Raw genomic sequence first — 23235 nt, 5'->3', positions numbered from 1 at the left:
AAAAAAATCACAGCCAGACTTTGGGGCTCCTACAATAAGCAACCCCTCACCCGCCTTCCGAGCCCCTCCATGCACCCGTTGCGCCTGAAACGCTATCTCATCACCGGCCTGCTTACCTTCATGCCGTTATGGGTGACCTGGCTGGTCTTCAAATTTATCGTAGGGTTCCTGGCCAGCCTGGGCGCGCCGTTGGTGGCGGCGTTCATGGGTGCGCTGGGCTGGGTTTCACCCCAGGCGGTGGAGCAACTCAGTCACGGCTGGGTGACTTATGTACTGGCCTTGTTGCTTACCCTGATCGCCCTTTACCTGCTTGGCTTCCTGGCCAATCGCATGATCGGTCAGCGTCTGCTACACGCGTTCGACAGCCTGCTGCAGCGCATTCCGCTGGTGCAAACCATTTATGGCGGCACCAAGAAGCTGATGACGGTGCTGCAAAACAAACCCGGCGGCGTGCAGCGCGTGGTGCTGGTGGATTTCCCGCGCAAGGGCATGAAAGTGGTCGGCTTTGTGACGCGCGTGATGACCGAAGAAGGTACCGGCCGCGAAATGGCTGCCGTTTTCATTCCCACCACACCCAACCCGACCGGAGGCTATCTGGAAGTGGTTCCGCTGGACGAACTGACGCCCACCGATTGGACGATGGATCAAGCCATGGCTTTCATCATATCCGGCGGCGCCGTGGCGCCTGATACCCTGCCGGCGTCGCCCGCTGCGCTACCCACCAAGGATCACGCATGATCATCCGCCGAGCATGGCTTGCCGTTTTTCTTGCGGCAATGGTCATGAATACGCACGCCACCGAGCGGCACGACCATGACTGGGCGACGCCTGCCGAAACATCGCAGTTTCGCACCACGCCCAGTTATGCAGCCACGCTGGCTTACCTGCAGCGATTGCAGCAAGCCGCGCCAGACAAGATCAAGCTGGAAACCTTCGGCATAACGCCGCAAGGGCGCCCGATGACGGTCGTGATTGCCACCAGCGACGGCACGTTTACACCCGAGGCTGCACGCGCCGCACATAAGCCCATCGTGCTGTTGCAAGCGGGCATTCACCCCGGCGAGATCGAGGGCAAAGACGCCGGCTTGATGCTGTTGCGCGATATCACCGTGACCGGCAAATATCTGCATCTGCTCGATCATGCCGTGCTTGTCTACATTCCCGTGTTCAGCGTGGATGGACATGAGCAAAGCTCACCGTACAACCGCATCAACCAGAATGGCCCGGAAAGCATGGGCTTCAGGGGACAGTCGCAATACCTCAATCTCAATCGCGACTACATCAAGGCCGATGCGCCGGAGATGCTGGCGTGGCTGAGGTTGTGGCAGAAGTGGGTGCCGGATTTCCTGATCGATGTACACACCACCGACGGTGCGGACTATCAATACGACCTCACCTGGTACACCGAAGATCCACACAAGCTCGACCCGGTCATTGCCCAGTGGCAACACACCCTCATGGTGGACCAGGCGATACCCGCATACGAGAAACTTGGCCATCTGGCATCCATCTACCTTGAGTTCAAGGATGGCCGCGATCCGCGCAAAGGCATCGAGAATTTCGGTTCCGGACCGCGATTTTCCACGGGCTACGCCGCGCTGCAAAATCGTCCTGCCCTGCTGATCGAAACGCACATGCTCAAGCCTTACGCGGTGCGCGTGCATGCGGTGTATGACCTGGTGCGCGTAGTGCTGCAGGATATCGATCACGATCCGGCGGCACTGCTCGCAGCCACACAAAAGGCCGATGCCGACACGATCGCGCGCGCCAGCGATTCCCATGCGCAGGTACCGTTGACGTTCAAACCCGATCCCACCGCGACGCCGTTCGAACTGAAAGGCTACGCGTTCACACAGACGCACAGCGACATCTCCAACGACCTTTGGATTCACTACGATCCGAGCAAGCCGGTTACCTATCGCATCGACAATTACAACGGTCTTTTGCCCGATCTATCCATTACGCCACCTGCGGCGTATGTCGTGCCCGCCGAGTGGACAACGATTATCGAGAAGCTGGATGCGCACGGCATTGCCTATCGACGCATCGGCCGTCCGATGAAGCAAATCGATGCCACGGCTTACCAGCTCGGCCAGCCCCAATGGGCCGCCGAACCGTTTGAGAGCCACCTGATGCTGAAGAGCTTTAGCGTGCATGCCGAACCGGTCGAAGTAACGCTTCCGGCCGGATCGGTCATCGTGCCTTTGAATCAGCGCACTGCAAATGTCGCCATCGAACTACTGGAACCGCAAGCGCCCGATTCACTATTGCGCTGGGGCTATCTCAACGCCATTTTTGAACAGAAGGAATATGGCGAGCCGCGCGTGCTGGAAAAATTGGCGCGTGACATGATGGCGAAGGATCCGAAGCTGAAGGCCGAGTTCGAGCAGAAACTGCATGACGATCCAAGCTTCGCGGCAAGCAGCCGTGCGCGGTTGAATTTCTTCTACGAACGCTCGCCCTGGTACACGGTGCAACGCGTGGGGCTCTATCCGGTATTGCGGGTGGATGCGGCGCAGTTGGGAAATATTGCGACCAAGTGATTGCTTTTCACCGCTCACACGGCGTGACCGTCATTCTGGTGAAGGCCGGAATGACGACTAGGCGGGAACCACCTCGAACGGCCGCATCATTTCATTCGCCTCATGCTCCAGCAGATGGCAATGCCACACGTAGCGGCCCACGTAACCGTCGAATCGCACGATGATGCGCGTAATCATGCCCGGCCACGCCTGCGCCACATCTTTCCAGCCAGCTTCGCCTGACACCGGCGGCTGCGCCGCGCCGGTATAACGAATGGTTTTCGACTCCAGCCATTGCCCCTGATCGAACGGTCGGCGATCCAGAATCTGAAAGCGCACCATATGCAGATGGATCGGGTGCGTGTCGTCCGTCAGGTTGATGAGGCTCCATATCTCCGTACTGCCCAGCACCGGCTTTTCCGTAACGGGCTCATGCCAACGCTTGCCATTGAGCAGCATCAGCATCGGTTCGGCGACGCAATCGTCATATTGATCCAGCGTCATCAGGCGCGTGCGGGTGGCTGACGATTCGGGCATGCGCGGCACGTCGCGCAGCACTGCCGGCACCATACTGGTATCGCGAACACTGCCGCTGCCGACACGGAACTGCATGATCGCCAGCGCATCGTTGACCAGCTCTACTTGCTGCCCGGCCATCGAAGAAAAATCGACGATGAGGTCGACGCGCTCCGCCGGTGCGATCAGCACGCTTTTCAGGGACACGGGTGCGGCAAGCAAACCCTGGTCGCTGCCGATCTGCTGGAAGGGCTGCTCACCGGACAACTTCAGATGGAAGAAACGCGCATTGGCGGCATTGAGCACGCGAAAACGATAACGGCGAGGTTGTACATCGAGATAGGGCAGGATCGCGCCATTCACCAACATGGCGTTGCCAAACACTTCCGACACCCACGGCGCTTCACTATTGCCGGAAACGGGGTAATACAACTGCGCGTCCTCGGTCAGCAGGCGATCGCTCAGCGTGAGTGGAATCTCCTGCTCGCCCTGCGGTAATCCCAGTGCCAGCTCATGCTCATCGCGCACAATCAGGTTGCCGAACATGCCCGCATAAATGTTCAGACGGTTGATACCCATCGCATGGTCGTGATACCAGAGCGTCGCCGCGTCTTGCTTGTTGGGATAAGTGTCGAGGCGTGACTGCCCCGGCACATACCAATCATCCGGATACCCATCGCTGGCGGTGGGCACGCAGGCGCCATGCACATGCACGATGGCGCGTACTTCCGGTTTGTCTTTTTCAGCGCCGTGAATGCGGTGATCGATCGGCAGAAAGTGTCTGGTGGGCAGCGTGTTGCGCCATTCGATGCGCGCTGGCGTGCCGCTTCGCGCCTCAATCGTAGGTCCTGGCATGCAACCGCCGTACGTCCACACCCGTGTCGGCGGCAGATCGCGATGCAGACGCTGCGCGGCTTCCTTCATATCGACGCGCAACAACGCACCCTGGTCGGCGCGCAGCACGGGCGGCAGTGGCAAGGGATCGACGAACGGCGTGAGTTTGGCCGGATCGAGCAGCAAAGGCACTTTGCCTTGATCGGCCACCATGTGCTTGCACAAAACGCCACCGCCCATTTTTCGCTTGGGCATCGAGGACATGTCGTGCGCCAGCGTGCGCAGAGGCCATGCGCTCGCTCCAAGACCCCACATGGACCATTTCAGAAAATCGCGACGCGAAGACGACACTGGGTTGGCTTCCGTTGAAAAACAAAAAAGCATCGCCCCATGGGAATGGGGCGATGCGCACTACCGAATCACGCCATCGTCAGGCGCACATGCTTATCAGTGCCCAGATTCCGGCTCGCCCGTGCTTTCATTCAAGAACAGGCGGTTGTTCATCGCAAACGGCGCATTGAAATCAAACATGCCATTGATCGGACCGGACAGCGTGTCGTACGAACCACCACCCAGGCGCTCAGCATTGAGCCAGTTGTCTTCGATGAAGCGTGTGATCGAGGTCTGATCCGTGAGCGTGTGATCGACATAGTTGTGGCGTGCCCACGGCGAAATCACCAGCATCGGCAGGCGCGGACCGAAGCCGCAGCGACCCTGCACGGGTTTGCCGTTGCTGTTGATGCCTGACAACGTACCGCGCGCTTCGCACTGGCCCGTGCCGGTCAACGAATCGTCGCTGGTCTGCGAGCCATTGACATGCGGCGAAGCCTGGTGGTCGTACCAGCCGTCGGAGTCGTCATAGGCAATCACCACCGCGGTGTCGCGCCATTCCGGCTGCTTCTGGAGGAAGTTGATTACCGTGGTGACGAAGGTCTGCTCATCGAGCGGATCGGAGTAACCGGCGTGGCCATCCTCATAGCCTGGCGCTTTTAGGAAGCTCACGGCCGGCATATTGTGCGCCTGGACGGCGGCGTAGAAATCATTGATGTCGTACTGATGGTTCGCCGCATCGCCCTGATGGCCGATCATTGCTACCGAGGTCGGGCGCGTGTGGTTGGGGTTGGCGGTGCTGGTGTAGTACTGGAACGGCTGATGGTGCGGGATGTAGTCAGCCTTCACCGTGTTGGTCACGGTGGACAGCGTGCTGCGTGCGCAGCCGGTGGTGCCATTGGCGTTGACCGTGCTCAGGTCGAAACCGCCCTCGAAGAAGCCCCAGGTGATGCCCTTGGCATTGAGCAGGTCACCGATATTCTTGCCACCCATATGCACGCGCGCACCGCTGCTGGTGGAGCACACGTCATCGGTGGGGTCCGCATCGCTTATCAGCGTGTAGCCGCCCTGGCCGTCGGCCACTTCCACGCCGCCGGCGGCGATCGAATCGACGACACCGTTGGTCTGGCCCGAAATCAGATTGATGGCACCTTGCGTGGACGCGCCGAAGGTCGAGCCGTAGCTGTTGTCGCTCATCGCGAAGTGCTGCGCATAGTTCCACATGGCGGTCACGGTATTGCCGTCGAAGTACGCCATCACCTGACCGTTGCTGTCCTGCGCCGCGCTGGCGCCAGGCAGGGTTTCACCCGAACCGGTGAATTCGGGGAACAGGTCCATCTTGCCGTTATCGAAGGCCTGCTGTTCAGGCTGGTAATCGTGATCCTGGTCGGCGGTAGCGGCCTGCGAGGGCGACAGGCGGAACGGGTTGATGGCACCGACGCCATTGCCGGCGTTGGACGCATTCGGGTTGTTGGCCAGCAACGCCGGTGTCAGGCCGTTGACCTTGGGCGTGAACGGCGCCGGATAGAACCTCGGCTCGCCCCGCAGATTCTGGGCATACGGATAGGTGCCGAAATAATGATCAAACGAAACGTTTTCCTGAAAGATCACGACCAGATGCTTGATCGGCGTGGCCGTGCGTGCGTGGTCGCCGCCACGGTTGAAATCGGCGGAATGGGGATCTTGAGCAGACGAAGCAACGGACAGGGTAAGCAGACAAGCGGCGAGGCAGACAGCAAGACGGGTGCGCATGGCAGTCTCCGGATGACGGTCAATGGGCACGCTCCCCTAAGCGTGATATCCCCGACCATACGCAGCCGGCATGACACCCTCATAACAGCGATACGACGACGCACTGGACCTGGCGCTCGGCCAAAAACTTCCACGGGCATTCCCGTACAAACGGCCCAGTCGGACCCCTACCCCACCCCTGACCTTTGACACTGTGTACACCATGACTCATGGCCTAGCTTGAAGGGTTGTGGTCGCGAACCGCCCGTGCCGTCAGGAAACGGGAACGACCCACACACACCGGGGCCCGCCTGCGGGCGATTCGCCACATTCCATATAGAGGGACATACATGACCTACAAGCACTTGAAGCCCCTGCTGCTCGCCGCCAGCGTGACCTTTGCCCTGGCCGCCTGCGGCAAGCAGGAACAGGCCGCCGCGCCAGCACCGGCCAAGTCGTCCAGCGCCCCGGCCGCCGCGGCCACCACCGCCAGCACGGCCAAATCGGCCAGCGTGTTCGACGCCGGCGAGCTCGACAGCAGCATCAATGCCTGCCAGGACTTCAACGGCTTCGTCAACGCTAAATGGATTGGCGCCAACCCGATCCCGCAGGATCGCACCAGCTGGGGTGCGTTCAACCAGCTTGCCGAAAAGAGCCTGGACACCCAGCACGACATCGCCGACGCCGCCGCGAAAAACGCCGCACAGGCCAAGCCGGGCTCGATCGAGCAGAAGATCGGCTACCTGTATCAGGCCGGCATGGATGAAGACGCCATCAACAAGCTCGGCGACGACCCGATCAAGCCGAAGCTTGAGAAGATCGACACGCTGAAGACGCCGTCCGACGTGGCCAAGTACATCACCGACAGCTACGCCCAAGGCGACAAGCAGGTGTTCGACTTCGGCTCGGGCGCCGACTTCAAGGACGCCAAGATCCAGATCGGCTTCGCCAACCAGTCGGGCCTGGGCCTGCCCACGCCGGACTATTACACCGACGCCAAATACGCCGACCTGCGCGATGCCTACAAGGCCTACATCGCCAAGTCGCTGGCGTTGACCGGCGTCTCCGACGCCGATGCCAAGAAGCAGGCCGACGAAGTACTGGCGTTCGAAACCAAGCTTGCCCAGTCCTCGCTCTCGCCGACGCAATTGCGCAACCTGGACAACGAATACCACTTCGTGACCGTGGCCCAGGCCGACAAGATCACGCCGCACTTCAACTGGAATGACTTCTTCAAGGCCCAGGGCCTGACCATCGACAAGGGCTTCTCGCTGTCGCAGCCGAAGTTCTTCGCTGAATTCGACAAGCTGCTGGCCACCGCGCCGATTTCGCAGTGGCAGGCGTACCTGCGCTTCCACACCATCGACGATGCGTCGCCGTACCTGAGCACCGCCTTCCAGGACAACCGCTTCGACTTCTACGGCAAAACACTTTCCGGTCAGCCGGAGCAGAAGGCGCGTTGGAAGCGCGTGCTGGGTGCCGTCAACGGCTCGATGGGCGAAGCGTTGGGTCAGCTCTACGTCGCCAAGGAATTCACCCCCGAAGCCAAGCAGCGCGCGCAGGAACTGGTTACCAACGTGCGCGAGGCGCTGAAGAATCGCATCGAGCATCTGGACTGGATGAGCGACGCCACCAAGCAGAAGGCGATCGACAAGTGGAACAAATTCCTGCCCAAGATCGGCTATCCGGATCACTGGCGTAGCTGGGACGGCCTGGATGTGAAGCAAGGCGACTACTACGGCGACGTGATGGCCGCCGCCAAGTTCAACTACGACTGGGATATCGGCCACATCGGCAAACCCACCGATCGCACCGAGTGGGGCATGACGCCACAAACCGTCAACGCCTACTACGACCCCAGCACCAACACCATCAACTTCCCGGCAGCGATCCTGCAGCCGCCGTTCTTCTATGCCAACGGCGACGACGCGATCAACTACGGCGGCATCGGTGCGGTGATCGGCCACGAATCCAGCCATGGCTTCGACGATCAAGGTTCGCAGTTCGACGGCGACGGCAACAAGGCCGACTGGTGGACGGCGCAGGACACGACACAGTTCAAGGCACGCACCGGCAAGCTGGTCGATCAGTTCAACGGCTATGCGCCGCTCAAGGACAAGCCGGATCTGCACGTGAATGGCCAGCTGACCCTGGGCGAAAACATCGCCGATCTGGGTGGCCTGAACGTGTCGTACGACGCGCTGCAGGATGCGTTGAAGAAGAACCCCGCCGAAGCGCAGCAGAAGATCGACGGCTACACGCAGGATCAGCGCTTCTTCCTGAGCTGGGCACGTGTGTGGCGCGAAAACATCCGCGAGAAGCAGGCGGAGCTGTATCTCAATATCGATCCGCACGCCCCCGCTTCGCTGCGCGCGATCGGCGCACCGTCCAACATGCCCGCGTTCGCTGAAGCGTTCCAGTGCAAAGCCGGCGATGCGATGGTTCGCGACGGCGATAAGCAAGTGAAGATCTGGTAAGTCGCCCGCTCAGTAATGAGTGAAAAACGAAAGGCCCCGCATTTATGCGGGGCCTTTTTATTTAGCTTGATGCCCGTCGCCCCGGCGAAAGCCGGGGGACGAAACACTGCGTCCCTTTTCCTGCTGGGCACGACCGCTTCACAACTCCGTAACGGCGTGTGATAATAAAAACGATTCGCATTTACGAAGCGCTCGTGTGAGGCAGCAAGCGGAAGTGAATGACGCGCCCAGGGCCGTGCTCTGGTGGCGCATTCAGCAAGCCAATCACGCATTCGGGCGTCCCTCTCACCTTGCCACCCGACGACCTATGCCTGCCAACTTCCGCGTTTCTCCCCTGCACGCTGCCTTGCTGGTTGCCCTTAGCCTTCCGGCCACCACGCATGCGCAAACCAATACCGGCGCCTCCGACAGCGCCGGCAGCCCGACAAGCAGCGCGTCGCAAGGCGACACCAATACCAGCAAACCCCAGACGCTGAGCTCTGTGCACGTGACCGGCAGCATCGTCGGCAACGACTACGATTCCGATGTCTCCACCGTCGGCGCCAAGGTGCCCACATCGCTGCGCGATATCCCGCAGACGGTGGTCGTGGTGAATCGAGACCTGCTCGATGCGCAAGGCGCCACCTCGCTGCAAGATGCGCTGCGCAACGTGCCGGGCATCACCATCGGTGGCGCGGAGGGTGGCCAGATCGGCAACAACATCAACCTGCGCGGTTTCACGGCGCGTACCGATATTTATCTCGATGGCTTCCGCGATCCCGGCCAGTATTACCGCGACATTTTTGACCTGGACGCAGTGGAAGTGCTCAAAGGCCCGTCGTCCATGCTGTTTGGACGCGGCTCCACCGGCGGCGTGATCAACCAGGTGACCAAGGAGCCGCAACTGAATCCGTTCGGCCAGATCACCGCCACCGCCGGCACCAGTGACCGTTACCGCATGACGGCCGATTTCAACCAGCCGCTGTCCAACACCGCCGCGATGCGCGTGAATGTTTACGGCCAGGACATGCACACCACGCGCGACGTGCAGAAAAACCAGGATGCCGGCATTGCCCCATCGCTGCGCTTTGGCATCGGCACGCCGACGCAAATCACGCTTTCGGCATTGGTCCAACGCAATCACGACATGCCCGATTACGGCCTCCCGCCCATCAACGGTCACCCTGCGGATGTCAATTACAAAAACTGGTACGGACTGACCGACGACCGCACCAACCAGAGCGTCAACGAATTCAACGCGCGCCTGGAACATGCGTTCTCCGATCAGGTGAAGCTGCGTACGCAGTTGATGTACAGCCAGTACGACACCGACGCACGCGAAACCGCGGCCAACAGCGTGGTGACGAACACGGGTGTCACGCTCAACAAAACGCTGGGCAATCCCACTGATTTGCCGCTGCAAGACCTCTACGTGCAGTTGGCCAGTCACGATCGCGTCATTCACGACACCATTCTCGACAGCCAGACCGACCTGACCACGCAGTTCGACACGGGCAGCTTGCAGCACACGCTGGTCAGTGGCGTGGAACTGGCGCGGGAGACGTACAACAACCAAGGCTATACGCGTAACGGCTTGCCGTTGCTTTCGCTGCTCGATCCGGTGCAGGAAGCCACGCCCTCGAACGTCACCACCACCGTCGGCAATTACGCGCAATCGGTCGGCAAAACCGCGGCGGTCTATGCCAACGATACGATCAGGCTCAACGACCAGTGGATGGTGGTGGCCGGCGTGCGTCGCGATGAATTCGACGCGCACATCAGCAATACCGTTTCGCTGCCTGCCTACGCGCAACAGACCGTGTACTTCACCAGCGTGCGCGGCGGGGTGATTTATCAGCCGGACGAAAAGCAGTCCTACTACGTGTCGTACGGCACCTCGTTCGATCCCTCGCTGGAACAGCTCACGCTCACCAGTGGCACGCAGGATCTGGCGCCGGAGAAAAATCGCTCCTACGAAATCGGCGGCAAGTGGAATCTGATCGACGATGTACTCGCCATCAACGCCGCGCTCTATAACCTGGAGCAGACCAACGCACGCAGCGAAACCTCATCGGGCGAATACACGCTCGATGGCAACATCCGCGTGCGTGGTGCGGAGTTCGGCATGGTCGGCCATCTCACCAAGAACTGGCAGGTCTTCTCCGGCTACAGCTACATGGACGGCAGGATCGTCAAGGCGGTCGATGGCACGCAAGGCAACGTGCCCGCCAACACGCCACGCAACACCTTCACCACGTGGACCACCTACCGCTTTGCCGAACACTGGGAAGCCGGCGGCGGCCCCACCTATATGTCGCAACGCTACGCTGCCAATACGGATACAGTGGGCGTCGGCGGCTATACGCGCTGGGATGCCACCATGGCGTACCATCAATCCAGTTACGACATTCGCCTCAACGTGCTCAACCTGGCCAACAAGCGCTACTTCGACGCCTTGATTCAGTCCGATGGTGGACGTTCGGTGCCCGGTATCGGTCGTACGGAAATGGTCACCTTTACCTACAAGTTCTAACCTTGCCTCACTGTCGCTCCGGCGAATGCCGGGGCCCAGCGGCTTCACGCCCCACCGCCGCGCCTTCAGAGGTTCCATCCATGCTGGTGCACATCGCCAACGTGCTCAACCCCGAACAACTTGCGCATTTTCGCCAGCAACTGAACGCCGATCATGCGCCATGGGTGGACGGCCGCGTCACCGCGGGCCACCAGGGCGCGCACGTCAAGCAAAACCAGCAGATCGCCGAAAACTCCGAACTGGCACGCGAACTGGGCACCATCGTGCTCGCCGCACTGGAGCGCCATCCGCTATTTATCAGCGCAGCATTGCCGCATCGCGTCTATCCCCCCATGTTCAACCGCTACCAGGGCGGCATGCATTTCGGCAACCACGTGGACGGCGCGGTGCGCCTGTTGCCTGGCAGCGGCGAAAAAATCCGCACGGACCTCTCCGCTACCCTGTTCCTGGCTCCGCCCGACAGCTACGACGGCGGTGAACTGCTGGTGGAAGACACCTATGGCACCCAGACGGTAAAGCTGCCTGCCGGCGACATGATCCTCTACCCCGCCAGCAGCCTCCATCGCGTCAACCCTGTCACGCGCGGTACGCGCCTGGCGTGTTTTTTCTGGGTGCAGAGCATGATTCGCGATGATGGCCAGCGCACCGTGTTGTTCGACCTGGACAATGCCGTTCAGCGACTCACGGCGACAAGCGCCGACGAAGCCTCGCGGGTAAAACTCACGGGCTGTTACCACAATTTGCTACGGATGTGGTCGGAGGTTTAACCGCCTCGCCGTCAAGCCATGGGCAGCGCGGTCCTCGCCAATTCTTGATGGCCGTCAATATTTCGACGACAAACGGCGATGTTCTGCCGACAGGCGGTAATGTAAATGGGGTTTTTCTTACAAGATAATTCCCATGTACTTATGCGCCTTAGGGTTGATCTGCCAGCCAGGCGTAGGGGGCAAGAGATACCGGCATACCGGTAGTGCTGTGCAATGCGGCTTCAACGCCGCACGGGGGGAACATGGACACGATGCGCAAGCATCGCAGGGCGACAGCCGGCTTTACGCTGATCGAAATGATGGTCGTGGTGATCATCATGGCGGTCATTCTGGCGTATGCCGTTCCCGGCTATAAAAGCCTGGTAACGCAATATCGGATGTCCGACGAGCTCAACCAGATCGCCGCTGACGTTGCGCTTGCGCGCTCAGAAGCCATCAAGGAGGGCATGGACGTCACCATCTGCCCGTCGGCAGACCCCACCGCAGCCGTAACCACGACCACGCCCGCATGCAGTGCATCGTCGGAGTGGAACACCGGCTGGATCATCTTCACCGACAGTGCAAACAATCAGACGTTCGGCGCGGGTGATGTGATGCTGCGCGTCCATAACGGATTTTCCGGGACGGATACGCTGGTTTCCACGGTCAACGGCGGTACCACGCCCGCCCTCAATGCGATGACGTTCAACCGGATGGGCGGCACCGGGAGCTTCGGCACCGACGCCACGCAAACCAACCAGGGCGACCTCACGCTCAATGACGCGACCAACGACACCAGCATGATCCGCTGTCTGGTCCTTTTGGAATCCGGTCTCATCCAGGTTCACTCGCCGCAAACCAACTCAACCTATCCGACTTCCAGTTGCCCATGATGCGATCACCCTGCAAACGCGCCCATGGTTACAGCCTCATCGAAGTGCTGGTGGCCCTGGTGATTATCTCGATCGGTGTGCTCGGCATCGCTGCCATCCAGGCGACATCCCTGGCTGGCACGCATACCTCCCAAACGGAATCGATCGCGGCGGTGCAGGCCAGAAGCCTGGCCGATGCCATGTTGGCCAATCCGGGCTATTGGAACAACTCAAGCCTCGTACCTACGACGGCCATCACCTTGGCGCCGGCATCCGGCTCATCCAGTGGCGGCGTAAGCATCGGCGGTGTGACCACGCTCGGCACAGCCACCACCTGCGGGCTGCCAACAAGCTCCGGTTGCGGCAACGCCACGGATATGGCGGCTTTTGATTTGCAGACCTGGGGTAGTGAGTTCTTTTCACTGGTACCCAATGCCACCGGTGCCTCGATCCAATGCAATGCCACGCAGCCGGTGATCTGCACGATCACGCTCACCTGGCAGGAAAAGGCCAGCACCGCGATCAATGCCGGCACGCAAAGCAATACCAACGGCACGACTGTCACTTACACCCTGCTCAATGAGTTCTAGAGCATGAACACTATCCGAACCCGCCAACGTGGCCTGAGTATTATTTCGCTGCTGATTGCGCTGACCATCGGCGTGTTTCTGCTGGCTGGCCTGTTCAGCCTTTGGCTGCAAACCCGCAACACGTTCAATGCGCAAGGCTCGTTGGCGCAACTGCAGGACAACGAGCGCATCGCAACGACAACCATGGCCAACGCGCTGCAGAGTGCGGGCTATTACCCGCTCATCGACAACTACTCCACCAGTCCGCCCAGCCCGTTGCTCACGTTGAGCGGGGCGCTCCCTGTCGCCGGCGACTTCACCGCCGCCGGGCAATTTATCTACGGCACCCATGGCACCAATGACACGCTCGAGGTTCGCTTCATGTCCGACGGCAACGGGCTGGACTGTCAGGGTCAGCAACAGGCCGATAAGACATTGGTCGTGAATGAATACTCGATTGACACGAATGGCAATCTTGTATGCACGGTGACCACATCAACGTACGGAAGCACCACTACCAGCACAAGCAGTGCCCAAACCATTGTACCGGGCGTTTCCAACCTGCTTGTCCAGTACGGCGTGGATCCTGGCAACACGCAATCGGTGACGCAATACATGACCGCCGATCAAGTCACCTCTGGCACTGATTGGTCGCTGGTGCGCTCGGTCAATTTGCAGCTCACCTTCACCAATCCGCTGGCGGGAAGCGCAGCAAACGGCGCCGGCCAGAACACAACGGTGCCTATGATCAGCCGCGTTGTGGTGCTGCCGCAGCAATCGCCACTTTAACCACGCACGAACTCCTTTACTGTCGAGAAGCTTATGCGCAAGACCCTTCCCAATCGAGCCAGGAAAGAACGTGGGTTCGTGCTGATCGCCGCCATGTTCATGCTGATCATTCTGACGTTCATGGCGGTGGGCCTGTACCACAACTTCACCATGCAACAGAACATGGCGGGCAATACCAAGGAAAAAGGTCGCGCTTTTCAGTTGGCGCAAAGCACACTGCAATATGGTGAATATGAACTGGCAGAGAACCTCTCGGCCCTGCAGGTGAGCCAAAGTTGCACAACCACCGCTCCGCCTTCTAATACGCTCCTGATGATTTGCCAGGGCTCGGTAGGGCCCAATATCGCGCTTCCGAGCGCGTCCAATTCGGCTCTCACCATGCCCAATGGATGGACATACAACCCTAGCTCGTGGGCGGATGTGACTGTCTCTACCACAGGCGGCAACAGCACGTACTACGCCAATCCGCTGCTTTTCATCCGCTACCTGGGCCTCAACAGCACTGGTAACGGCAAGATCTATCAGGTGACGGCGCTCGGCTATGGCGCCACCAGCAACGCGACGGCCGTCGTGCAAAGCACCTACCAAGTTTCGTACAACACCACCAACCTGGGGAATCCCTGATGAAAACGCTTCGGCTACTGTCGATTGCCGCCGTATTGGGTTGCCTGGTGCTGAGCGTTCCTGCGACACAGGCGCAGACCGTCTCGGAGAACTTTACCGGGTCCACCTCGAACAACCAGTGGTACTCGTTCAATGGTGCGTGCCTTACTGCGGGCTCCAACGCGGTTGGCTCTCTGTACATCCCATCCTGCACCAACAATTCGTCCTATTTCACCGGCGTCGGCGCATCAGCTCCTACCGCAGACGCCGCGAACAATGGCGCTTTGCTGCTGACGTCCGGCGCCAACAGCGAAAACGGCGGCATCATCTCCGTTACACCGTTCAGCTCCAGCCAGGGCGTGCAGATCACGTTCACCACTTATACCTTTGGCGGTAACAGCGGCGGCACTTTTAGCGACGGCGCTGACGGCATTGGTTTTTACCTGATCGATGGCAGTTACTCGTCGCAAATCCAGCAAACGTATAACGATTTAACGACGCACAATACCAATTGCGGTGGTTCCCAATGCACTATTACCAGCACACAGTTGCCCTGGTACTTCGGTGCCTGGGGCGGCAGCTTGGGTTACAGCTGCTCGAATACAAACAACCCGTACAACGGCATGACGGGGGCCTACCTCGGCCTGGGCATTGATGAATTCGGCAACTTCCTCAATGGCGGTGCATCCACCCTCAACAGCAGCGGCGACATCACCTCCAGCTACGACAACACGAACACGGGCGATGCAAGCAATGGCACCGATGGCGGCAGCGGAAACTATCAGCCGGGACGCATTGGCCTGCGCGGTTATGGCGACGTAAACATCGGCAGGTTGCTGGCCGACGGGGGTACCAGCGCCATGGCCGATAGCAATTCCGGCAATACGCCGAACACAACCGACGTGCAAGCGGTGTGCGAAAGCGGTGGTACGTACAAGTACAACACCCCGACGGTCTACAGCTACTCCTACACCTACACGACGGGAAGCGGCCACTCAGCCACCACCAACAGTTATACCGGAAGCCTCTACCAGCGTTCGGGGTCGTCCAGGAATGGTTACACCTATTCCGCGAAGGGTTCTACGGTATCCGGAACCACTACATCAACTAGCAATGGCTACACCGGTAGCGGCACCCCATATGGCGCTGTTCAAAGTGGATCGGGAAGCAATGCCACCACCACTTACTACGCCATCACCGCCACGCAAAACGTGGCAACGGCATCCACCGTGGCAACCGACACCATTCCGGATTACGCGGTCATTCCCAGCGCTTATCACATTCTCCCCAGCAACACGCCTATCGCCAACGAAAGCGCGACGTCACGAGTGGGCACCACCGTGGCAACCAGTGCGGTACCGATTTCCTACGCGCTTACCATCACCCAAAACGGTCTTTTGACGCTCAAGTACAGCTACAACAGCGGCAACTACGTCACCGTACTCAATCAGCAAAACATCACCTCGTCCAACGGCACGATACCCTCCACGTTCCTATTCGGCTTCGGCGGTTCGACCGGCGGCAGCAATAACTACCACGAGATCACCTGCTTCCAGGCCACACCCGCGAACATCGCCGCATCCTCGGCCGGCATCAACGTGCAGCAAACCGCGCAGGTGGAATCGGGAACTCAGATCTACCTGGCCTACTATCACAGCGATAACTGGTGGGGACAGCTTGAAGCTCTCACCTTGAACGCCAATTCGGATGGTTCTGTGTCCATCGCCAGCACCGCAAACTGGGACGCTTCGTGCGTGCTGACGGGTGGCGCGTGCACATCTACAGGCGCGACTACCGGTACCGCGCAATCCTCGCGACTGCTGCTTACCTCCAGCGGCTCGGGTCTCGGCGGCGGTATCAATTTCTCCAATTCATCATTTCCCAGTGGCGATGCTGCTGCATTCGGCACGCTGACCACTGCCGAACAAAATGCGCTCAACAGCGGCGACAATCTTGGCTCGCTGCGTCTGGCCTACCTCAGTGGTGACCGTACCAACGAATACGTCAACAGTAGCGGGGACTTCAGGGCACGCACCAGCGTGCTGGGCGACATCATGGATTCCAGCCCGACCTGGGTGGGAGCACCATCGACCGATTACCCGGACACCTGGAAGGACTTGCTGAACTCTGGCGATTCCCTGCCGGAAAACAGCGGAACGCAGGTCTATTCAGGATTCGAAAGCCAGCAAGCCAGTCGATTGGACGTCGTATATGAAGGTTCGAACGACGGCTTCATGCATGGCTTTGAAGCGGGCTCGTACAACTCTAGCGGCGTGTATAGCAGCACCAACAACGATGGCAAGGAAGTCATCGCCTATATGCCCGCAGCGGCCATGCTCAATATCCACAACACCTCCGAAAACGGGGTCATGGATTTTTCAAACACGAGCTACGCCCATAATTTCTTTGTGGACGCAACGCCAGGAACCGGCGACTTGTTCTACAACAACGTTTGGCATACTTGGCTTGCAAGCGGGCTGGGGGCGGGGGGCAATGCCATCTTCATCCTAGACATCACCAATCCCAGCAGCTTCTCCACCAACGGTACAAGCAGCGTTATCGGCGAGTGGAATGCAAGCAACATAACCTGTGCCAATGTCACCAACTGCGGTAACAACCTGGGGCAGACCTACGGCACCCCGCAGATCCGGCGCTTTCACAATGGCGAATGGGGTGTGATTTTCGGTAATGGCTTGAACAGCTCCACCGGTGATGCCGGTATCTATGTCATGTTGTTCAGCTATGGCTCCAGCGGTCTGTCTGTCGACAAAACCGTTTATCTCGATACGGGCGTAGGCAGCGCCAGCGGTGTGGGCCACAACACCGGACCCAACGGCATTGCCTATGTGACACCGGTCGATCTGGATGGCGACCACGTCACCGACTATGTGTATGCCGGCGATCTTTACGGAAACGTCTGGCGTTTCGATTTGACCAACGCGGACCCCACCAAATGGGGGATCACCACCTATCCCAACACCACCAATGGGGCTTTGTTCACCACACCGCAGACCAGCTACACCAGCGGCAGCACCACCGCATACGACGTGCAACCGATCAGCACCCAGGTATCCGTGTTGGCAGTGGCTTCGACGTCGGGCTCGACGCCGCGTGTCATGGTTGAATTCGGCACGGGTCTGGTGACGCCGCAAACGGCGAGCTCCGGCATCCAGTACGCAACCGGGCAGCAAGCACTCTATGGCATCTGGGATTGGAAACAAGGCGTCAGTGGAACCGCCGGCGCGGCCTACGCAGGCCTGGCAACCAGTGCAGCACCTTCTGCAGCGATCACTACATCCACCTTGCAGTCACAAACGCTCACCACGTTGAGCACAGCGGGATCAGGTGTCATTCAAGGCTATCGTACCGTCACCAATAACACGGTCTGCTTTGCCGGCACTACATGCAACGACGGCAGCAGCGGAACCCAGTTTGGCTGGTACGAAAATCTGCCGGGCTATCTCGGTGTAACCAGCGTCGGCGGCGCCAACCAGACTGAGCAGGTCATCTACAATCCGGTTGAACTGGATGGCGCTTTCCTCGTCGACACGACCATTCCCGCCAACAATTCGCCACTCACCTGTTCCGCACTGAGCGTGTCAGGCTGGACCCTGGCGCTCAATCCCGCCAATGGCGGCCTTTTCACCAATTCATTCTTTGACGAGCCCGCTGGCACCAGCACACCCATCGCCGGCGTCGCACTCGGTGCAACCGGTAGCGCCTCGATCGTCTCCGTGAACCAGCAGGCCAATCTGGTCGCGCAGACCGTCAACGGCACGGGTGCGGCGGTACCGGTCAATCCGCCACCACCGGCTAACGGTGTTCGCTTGAATTGGATCCAGTTGCATTGATGGAATGGCGACCATGCTTACAATGACTTTCACACAAGGGGCCATTTCAGGGGGCTCGAAAAATATGCAGATTGACAGGAACAAAGCCAGTGGCTTTACCTTGATCGAAATGATGATCGTGGTGGTTGTGATTGCCGTGCTTGCAGCGATCGCCATACCGGCTTATCAGAAGTACGTCATGGAGTCGCGCCGGACAGCGGCCAAGACGGCGCTGTTCGACCTCGCCAGCCGTGAAGAGAAGTATTACTCGACGAACAATCAGTACACGAACACATTGTCCGAGCTGGGCTACAACACGACTGCCGCAACCATCACTGTACCCAACGGCAATGCAGCAACGGATTACTACACGATTTCTGTAGCGTTGACCGGAGCCACCACGGCCAACACCAACTTCAAAGCAACCGCGACTACACTCAATACACAGACCAGTGACACGTATTGCGGCAACTACTCGCTTACCGACCTTGGCGCTCAAGCCAACACCGGGTCACAAACGACGGGCTGCTGGTAATTTGCCGTCGTTGAGCCCCATGTTCCGAACCTAGTGTCTAAATCAGGTCATCGCTTCGGGCGAGGGCCAACTCTGTCCAGCCATAGCCAGCCTGTCGCATTGCGCGGATAATCGACACCCCTCGCAACCACGCAACGGCAGGCAATGTTCGTACCCGGTCAACGCTGGATCTCCACCGCCGAGCCTGAGCTCGGCCTCGGTACTGTGCTTCGCGTCGAAGGGCGCGGCGTGCAGGTGTTGTTTGCCAAATCGGGGGTGTTGCGCCCCTATGCGGCCGATTCCGCGCCGCTGGTACGCGCCGAATTCCGCGCAGGCCAACGGGTGGCCGGCAAAGGCATCGCCTTCCTGGTGGAGCGCATCGAGGAACGTGAAGGCCTGCTGGTCTATCGCGGCGAAGGCCGCGAATTGCATGAAGGGCAGCTCGACGACGAACAAAGCGTCAGCCAGGCGGACGACCGGTTGATCGGTGGGCGCACCGATCCGGTGCAGCATTTCGAACTGCGACTGGAAGGCCTTGAGCGCCGCGCTCAGGCGCGCCGTTCGGCAAGCTGGGGGCTGAGCTCCGCACGCATCGGCCTGGTGCCGCACCAGCTACGTGTGGCGGGTATTGCCGCCTCGCGCCGTCCGCCACGCGTGCTGCTGGCCGATGAAGTGGGCCTGGGCAAGACCATCGAGGCCGGCATGATCATCGCCCGGCAGATCGCGACCGGCCGCGCGGAGCGCGTGCTGGTGCTGCTGCCCGATACCCTGGTTTACCAGTGGTTCGTGGAGTTGTTGCGCCGTTTCAACCTGAGCTTCGCCATTTACGACGAAGAACGCTGTGAAGCGCTCGAACAAGCCGGCAACGCCACCAATCCCTTTGAAGACGAACAACTGGTCATCGCCGATTTCAGCTTTCTGGAACACAACCCCAAGCGTGCTGCACAGCTATTGGAGGCGCCTTGGGACTTGCTGGTGGTGGACGAAGCCCACCATCTGGCATGGACACCGGAAAGCGCCAGCCCGCGCTACACCCTGGTCGAGCAATTGGCCGCGATCACGCCTGGCGTGATCTTGCTCACGGCCACGCCCGAGCAGCTCGGGCGCAGCGGGCATTTCGCGCGCCTGCGTTTGCTCGATCCGCAGCGTTATCACGAACTGCAGGCCTACCTGGGCGAGTCGGAGCACTTCCAGGCGCTTTCACGCATCGCAGACAAATTGCTTGAGCGTGCAGCGCTGGATCGTGCCGAGCTGGAAGACCTGCGCAACGCCTTCGCAGGGGATGACTCACTGCAGGCCTGCCTTGCCGACACCACCAAACCCGACAACAGCCGCCCCTTGCTCGCAGCGCTGATCGATCGCCATGGCACGGGTCGTTCGATGTTTCGCAATCGTCGTGCCAGCATCGGCGGCTTTCCCAAGCGCGCGCCCGAGTGGGAGCTGGTTGACGCCGAGCAGCTGGATGAAAACACGCGGCAGGCGCTGCTATTGGAATTCCATGCGGATATTCAGCAGCCCGTGCCTGCGCTGGAACTCGACTACACCAGCGATCCGCGCATCGATACATTGGTGGCCTTGCTCGATCGCCATCCGCAAGACAAATTCCTGCTGATCTGCCGCAGCCACGCCAAGGTACTGGCACTGGAAGAAGCGCTGCGCACGCGCACCGGCGTGGGCATTGCGCGCTTTCACGAAGGGCTTGGCATCGTGCAGCGCGATCGCAACGCGGCCTATTTCGCGCAAGCAGATGGCGCACGCTTGCTGATCTGCTCGGAAATCGGTTCGGAAGGCCGCAATTTCCAGTTCGCGCATCGCCTGGTGCTATGGGACCTGCCGCTCGATCCGGATCTACTCGAACAGCGCATTGGGCGCCTGGACCGCATTGGGCAGAAACACGACATCAGCATCCACATCATCGCCGCCGCGGGGAGCGCGCAACATGTGCTCGCGCGCTGGTATCACGAGGGTGTGGATGCCTTCCGCGTCAGTCCCGCCGATGGTCGCGAACTGCTTCGCCGCTTTGGCGAAACACTGGCTCGGCTCGCCGAAGAGCACGCGCGCGGCACCGACCAGCGTGATCAGGAGCTCGACGTATTGCTTGCCGAAACGCGCGCAGCGCACGAGCAAATGGCCGAACTGATTCGCGCGGGGCGCGATCATCTGCTTGAACTTGCCGCTAGCCGCGATCAGCACGCCGACGAGCTGGCGCAAGCGTTCCGCCACGAAGACAACGATCCTGCGCGCGACGCATTCCAGCAACGCTTGATCGAATCGTTTGGCATTCACGTGGAAGAACTTGCACGCGACGTGCTGTTACTGGATCCGCAATACCTTTCCACGGATGCACTGCCAGGCTTTGCCGAAGGTCCGATATCCATCACCTTCTCTCGCGATGTGGCGCTCGCTCGTGAGGAGCTGCCGCTGCTAAGGCTGGATCACCCCATGATCGCCAGTGCCATCGACCTGGCGCTTTCCAGCGAACGTGGGAACGCCGCTTTCATGGTAGACGATGCCTTGCCGCCGCGTACGGCACTGCTGCAAGCAGTCTATGTGCTTGAGTGCGTAGCCGAACGCAGCCTGGATGCCGAGCGCTTCCTGCCTACTCAGCCGATCATGGCCACCATCGATACCAAGCTCACCGAACGGCAGAGCTTTCAACCGAGCGAAGCGTCCGTACGTAAATCGGGGGAACGCACCATCGAAGTGTCGCGTTATCGCAAATTCCTCAACAAGCTCGTGCCGCCGATGCTGGAGAAGGCCGAAGCCGTGGCTGCGTTGCGGGCGCAAGGCAGCATCGCTGCCGCCACCACGCAAGCGCGGGAAACACTGGATGCCGATGTGGCACGCCTGCACGCGCTGCGTGCTGTGAACCCGTCCATCAGCGAAGCGGAGATCGCGCGTGCGGAAGAAGAGCGCGCTGCCCTGCTGCGGGCATTGCCTCAAGCACGTTTGCGGCTGGATGCGGTGCGCTTCGTGGTGAGCCCGGATTTCCTCGCATTGCGATAACGCGGCCTGATCAGGCCGCGTTCGCGTCGGCCGCAGCGAGCGTCATGCGGCGTCCGACACCGAATGCAAAATAGCCAAGCGTCAATAGCACCACCCACGCCGCGCCCACGTAGAGGGCCACGCGCGTATCGGGGTTGTAGCCAAGCATCACCACGACGAACAGGAAAAACGCCAGACAGATGGCGCTGCTCAGCGGCCAAAGTCGTAGCGCAAAGCCGGTCTTGCCATGACGACGCCGAAAACTGTAGTGCGCCACCAGCACCATCGACCACGTCCACACCGTGTTGAACGAGAGAATCGACATCATCATCTCGAAGATGCGCTGGGGCAGCAGATAGTTCAGCACCACGCCTATCACCAGACATGCCAGCGTGACCAGCACGCCGCGAATCGGCACGCCGTGCGCGCTCACCTTCGCCAATACAGCCGGCGCCTGCCCCTTGTTGGCCAGGCTGTAAAGCATGCGGCTGCCGCTGAAGGTGGTGCTGTTGAAGCCGGACAGCGCTGCGGTGATCACCACGAAGTTGATCACCCCCGCCGCCTGTGAGATGCCCAGCTTCGCGAAGGTGGTCACAAACGGGCTGCCTTGCAGGCCAAGCTCGTTCCACGGATAAATCGCCATGATCACGAACAAGGCGCCCACGTAGAAAATCAAGATGCGCCACAACACCGAATTGACCGCACGCGGAATGGTGCGCTCGGGCTGCGAGGCTTCACCGGCCGCCATGCCGACAGTTTCGATACCGCCAAAGGCAAACACCACCACCGGCAATGACAGCACCATGCCCATGACGCCTTTGGGAAACCACCCGCCGTGGCCCCAGAGATTGGAAAGGCCGATCGCTTTTCCGCCATTGCCCCAGCCCAGCCAGATCATGCCGGCGCCGCCAAGGATCATCAGTACCACGGTCACCACCTTGATCATGGTGAACCAGAATTCCATTTCGCCGTACACCTTTACCGCCATCAGGTTCAGCGAGCCGATCATCACCACACTGCCGAACACCCAGATCCATTGCGGCAGGTCGGGAAACCACTGCTTCATGTAGATGCCCACGCCCGTGCTTTCGGCCATGCCAACTCCAACCATCAGCAGCCAGTAATTCCAGCCGGTCACATAACCGGCGAACGGGCCCAGGTAACGGTGCGCATAACTGCTGAAGGAGCCGGCTACGGGGTCGTGCACGGCCATTTCGCCCAGCGCGCGCATGACGATAAAGATCATCAGGCCGCCGAACATGTAGGCGAACAATACGGACGGGCCCGCCAGGTTGATGGCGCTGGCCGACCCTAGAAACAGCCCCGTGCCGATCGCCATGCCCAGCGCCATGAAGGTGATGTGGCGTGGCGTCAGCCGGCGCTGCAGGTGTTGCGTCATGGTTCT

Annotated in this window: 15 protein-coding genes; 12 read left to right on the top strand and 3 right to left on the bottom strand. The window is 60.0% G+C overall.

The annotated features are described in order from the left end of the window. Positions 1 to 69 precede the first annotated feature (69 nt). Together DWU98_RS01980 and DWU98_RS01975 are read left to right on the top strand one after the other, a co-directional pair. Positions 70 to 738: a DUF502 domain-containing protein gene (locus DWU98_RS01980; protein ID WP_115493781.1), complete on the top strand. Its 669-nt coding sequence runs from the start codon at positions 70 to 72 to the stop codon at positions 736 to 738. Positions 739 to 776: 38 nt separating this feature from the next. After that, positions 777 to 2543 carry a M14 family metallopeptidase gene (locus DWU98_RS01975; protein ID WP_115494147.1) on the top strand — a complete coding sequence of 589 codons (1767 nt, stop codon included), beginning with the start codon at positions 777 to 779 and terminating at the stop codon, positions 2541 to 2543. A 57-nt stretch (positions 2544 to 2600) separates the two neighbouring features. On the opposite strand, the gene DWU98_RS01970 is transcribed toward DWU98_RS01975, so the two are convergent. Then, positions 2601 to 4187, bottom strand: a complete 1587-nt coding sequence (locus tag DWU98_RS01970) for a multicopper oxidase family protein (protein WP_115494146.1) — start codon at positions 4185 to 4187, stop codon at positions 2601 to 2603. Between the two features lie 132 nt (positions 4188 to 4319). Further along, complete coding sequence (locus tag DWU98_RS01965) at positions 4320 to 5954, bottom strand: phospholipase C (protein WP_115493780.1); 1635 nt, start codon at positions 5952 to 5954, stop codon at positions 4320 to 4322. Positions 5955 to 6283: 329 nt separating this feature from the next. Between DWU98_RS01965 and DWU98_RS01960 the strand changes: the two genes are divergently transcribed. The 10 genes from DWU98_RS01960 (at position 6284) to rapA (ending at position 21851) form a co-directional block, all read left to right on the top strand. Next, positions 6284 to 8410, top strand: a complete 2127-nt coding sequence (locus DWU98_RS01960; RefSeq protein ID WP_115493779.1) for a M13 family metallopeptidase — start codon at positions 6284 to 6286, stop codon at positions 8408 to 8410. A gap of 307 nt (positions 8411 to 8717) precedes the next feature. Then, entirely contained in the window at positions 8718 to 10922 is a 2205-nt protein-coding gene (locus DWU98_RS01955; RefSeq protein WP_115493778.1) for a TonB-dependent receptor, read from the top strand. A gap of 80 nt (positions 10923 to 11002) precedes the next feature. Further along, entirely contained in the window at positions 11003 to 11689 is a 687-nt protein-coding gene (locus DWU98_RS01950; protein WP_115493777.1) for a Fe2+-dependent dioxygenase, read from the top strand. 242 nt (positions 11690 to 11931) lie between these two features. Then, on the top strand, positions 11932 to 12561 hold the full coding sequence (locus DWU98_RS01945) for a GspH/FimT family pseudopilin (RefSeq protein WP_115493776.1): 630 nt from the start codon (positions 11932 to 11934) through the stop codon (positions 12559 to 12561). After that, complete coding sequence (gene pilV, locus DWU98_RS01940; RefSeq protein ID WP_115493775.1) at positions 12558 to 13130, top strand: type IV pilus modification protein PilV; 573 nt, start codon at positions 12558 to 12560, stop codon at positions 13128 to 13130. Before DWU98_RS01945 ends, pilV begins: the two co-directional genes overlap by 4 nt. A 3-nt stretch (positions 13131 to 13133) precedes the next feature. After that, the gene (locus tag DWU98_RS01935) at positions 13134 to 13898 is read left to right on the top strand and encodes a PilW family protein (protein ID WP_115493774.1); all 765 of its coding nucleotides are present in this window, start codon (positions 13134 to 13136) and stop codon (positions 13896 to 13898) included. 33 nt (positions 13899 to 13931) lie between these two features. Continuing rightward, a complete protein-coding gene (locus DWU98_RS01930) occupies positions 13932 to 14522 on the top strand; it encodes a pilus assembly PilX family protein (RefSeq protein WP_115493773.1) in 591 nt (196 codons plus the stop codon). Next, on the top strand, positions 14522 to 18352 hold the full coding sequence (locus DWU98_RS01925) for a PilC/PilY family type IV pilus protein (RefSeq protein WP_115493772.1): 3831 nt from the start codon (positions 14522 to 14524) through the stop codon (positions 18350 to 18352). The genes DWU98_RS01930 and DWU98_RS01925 overlap by 1 nt, the downstream gene beginning before the upstream one ends. Positions 18353 to 18416: 64 nt before the next feature. Continuing rightward, positions 18417 to 18866: a type IV pilin protein gene (locus DWU98_RS01920; RefSeq protein ID WP_115493771.1), complete on the top strand. Its 450-nt coding sequence runs from the start codon at positions 18417 to 18419 to the stop codon at positions 18864 to 18866. Positions 18867 to 19010: 144 nt separating this feature from the next. Beyond that, a complete protein-coding gene (gene rapA, locus DWU98_RS01915; protein ID WP_115493770.1) occupies positions 19011 to 21851 on the top strand; it encodes an RNA polymerase-associated protein RapA in 2841 nt (946 codons plus the stop codon). Positions 21852 to 21861: 10 nt separating this feature from the next. On the opposite strand, the gene DWU98_RS01910 is transcribed toward rapA, so the two are convergent. Beyond that, positions 21862 to 23229, bottom strand: a complete 1368-nt coding sequence (locus tag DWU98_RS01910) for an amino acid permease (protein WP_115493769.1) — start codon at positions 23227 to 23229, stop codon at positions 21862 to 21864. Between the last annotated feature and the right edge of the window lie 6 nt (positions 23230 to 23235).

Source organism: Dyella monticola, from assembly GCF_003363155.1.
GTDB classification, from domain to species: domain Bacteria; phylum Pseudomonadota; class Gammaproteobacteria; order Xanthomonadales; family Rhodanobacteraceae; genus Dyella_B; species Dyella_B monticola.
The sequence above is the reverse complement of the archived record's forward strand: the minus strand, read 5'-3'. Positions and strand labels throughout refer to the sequence as shown.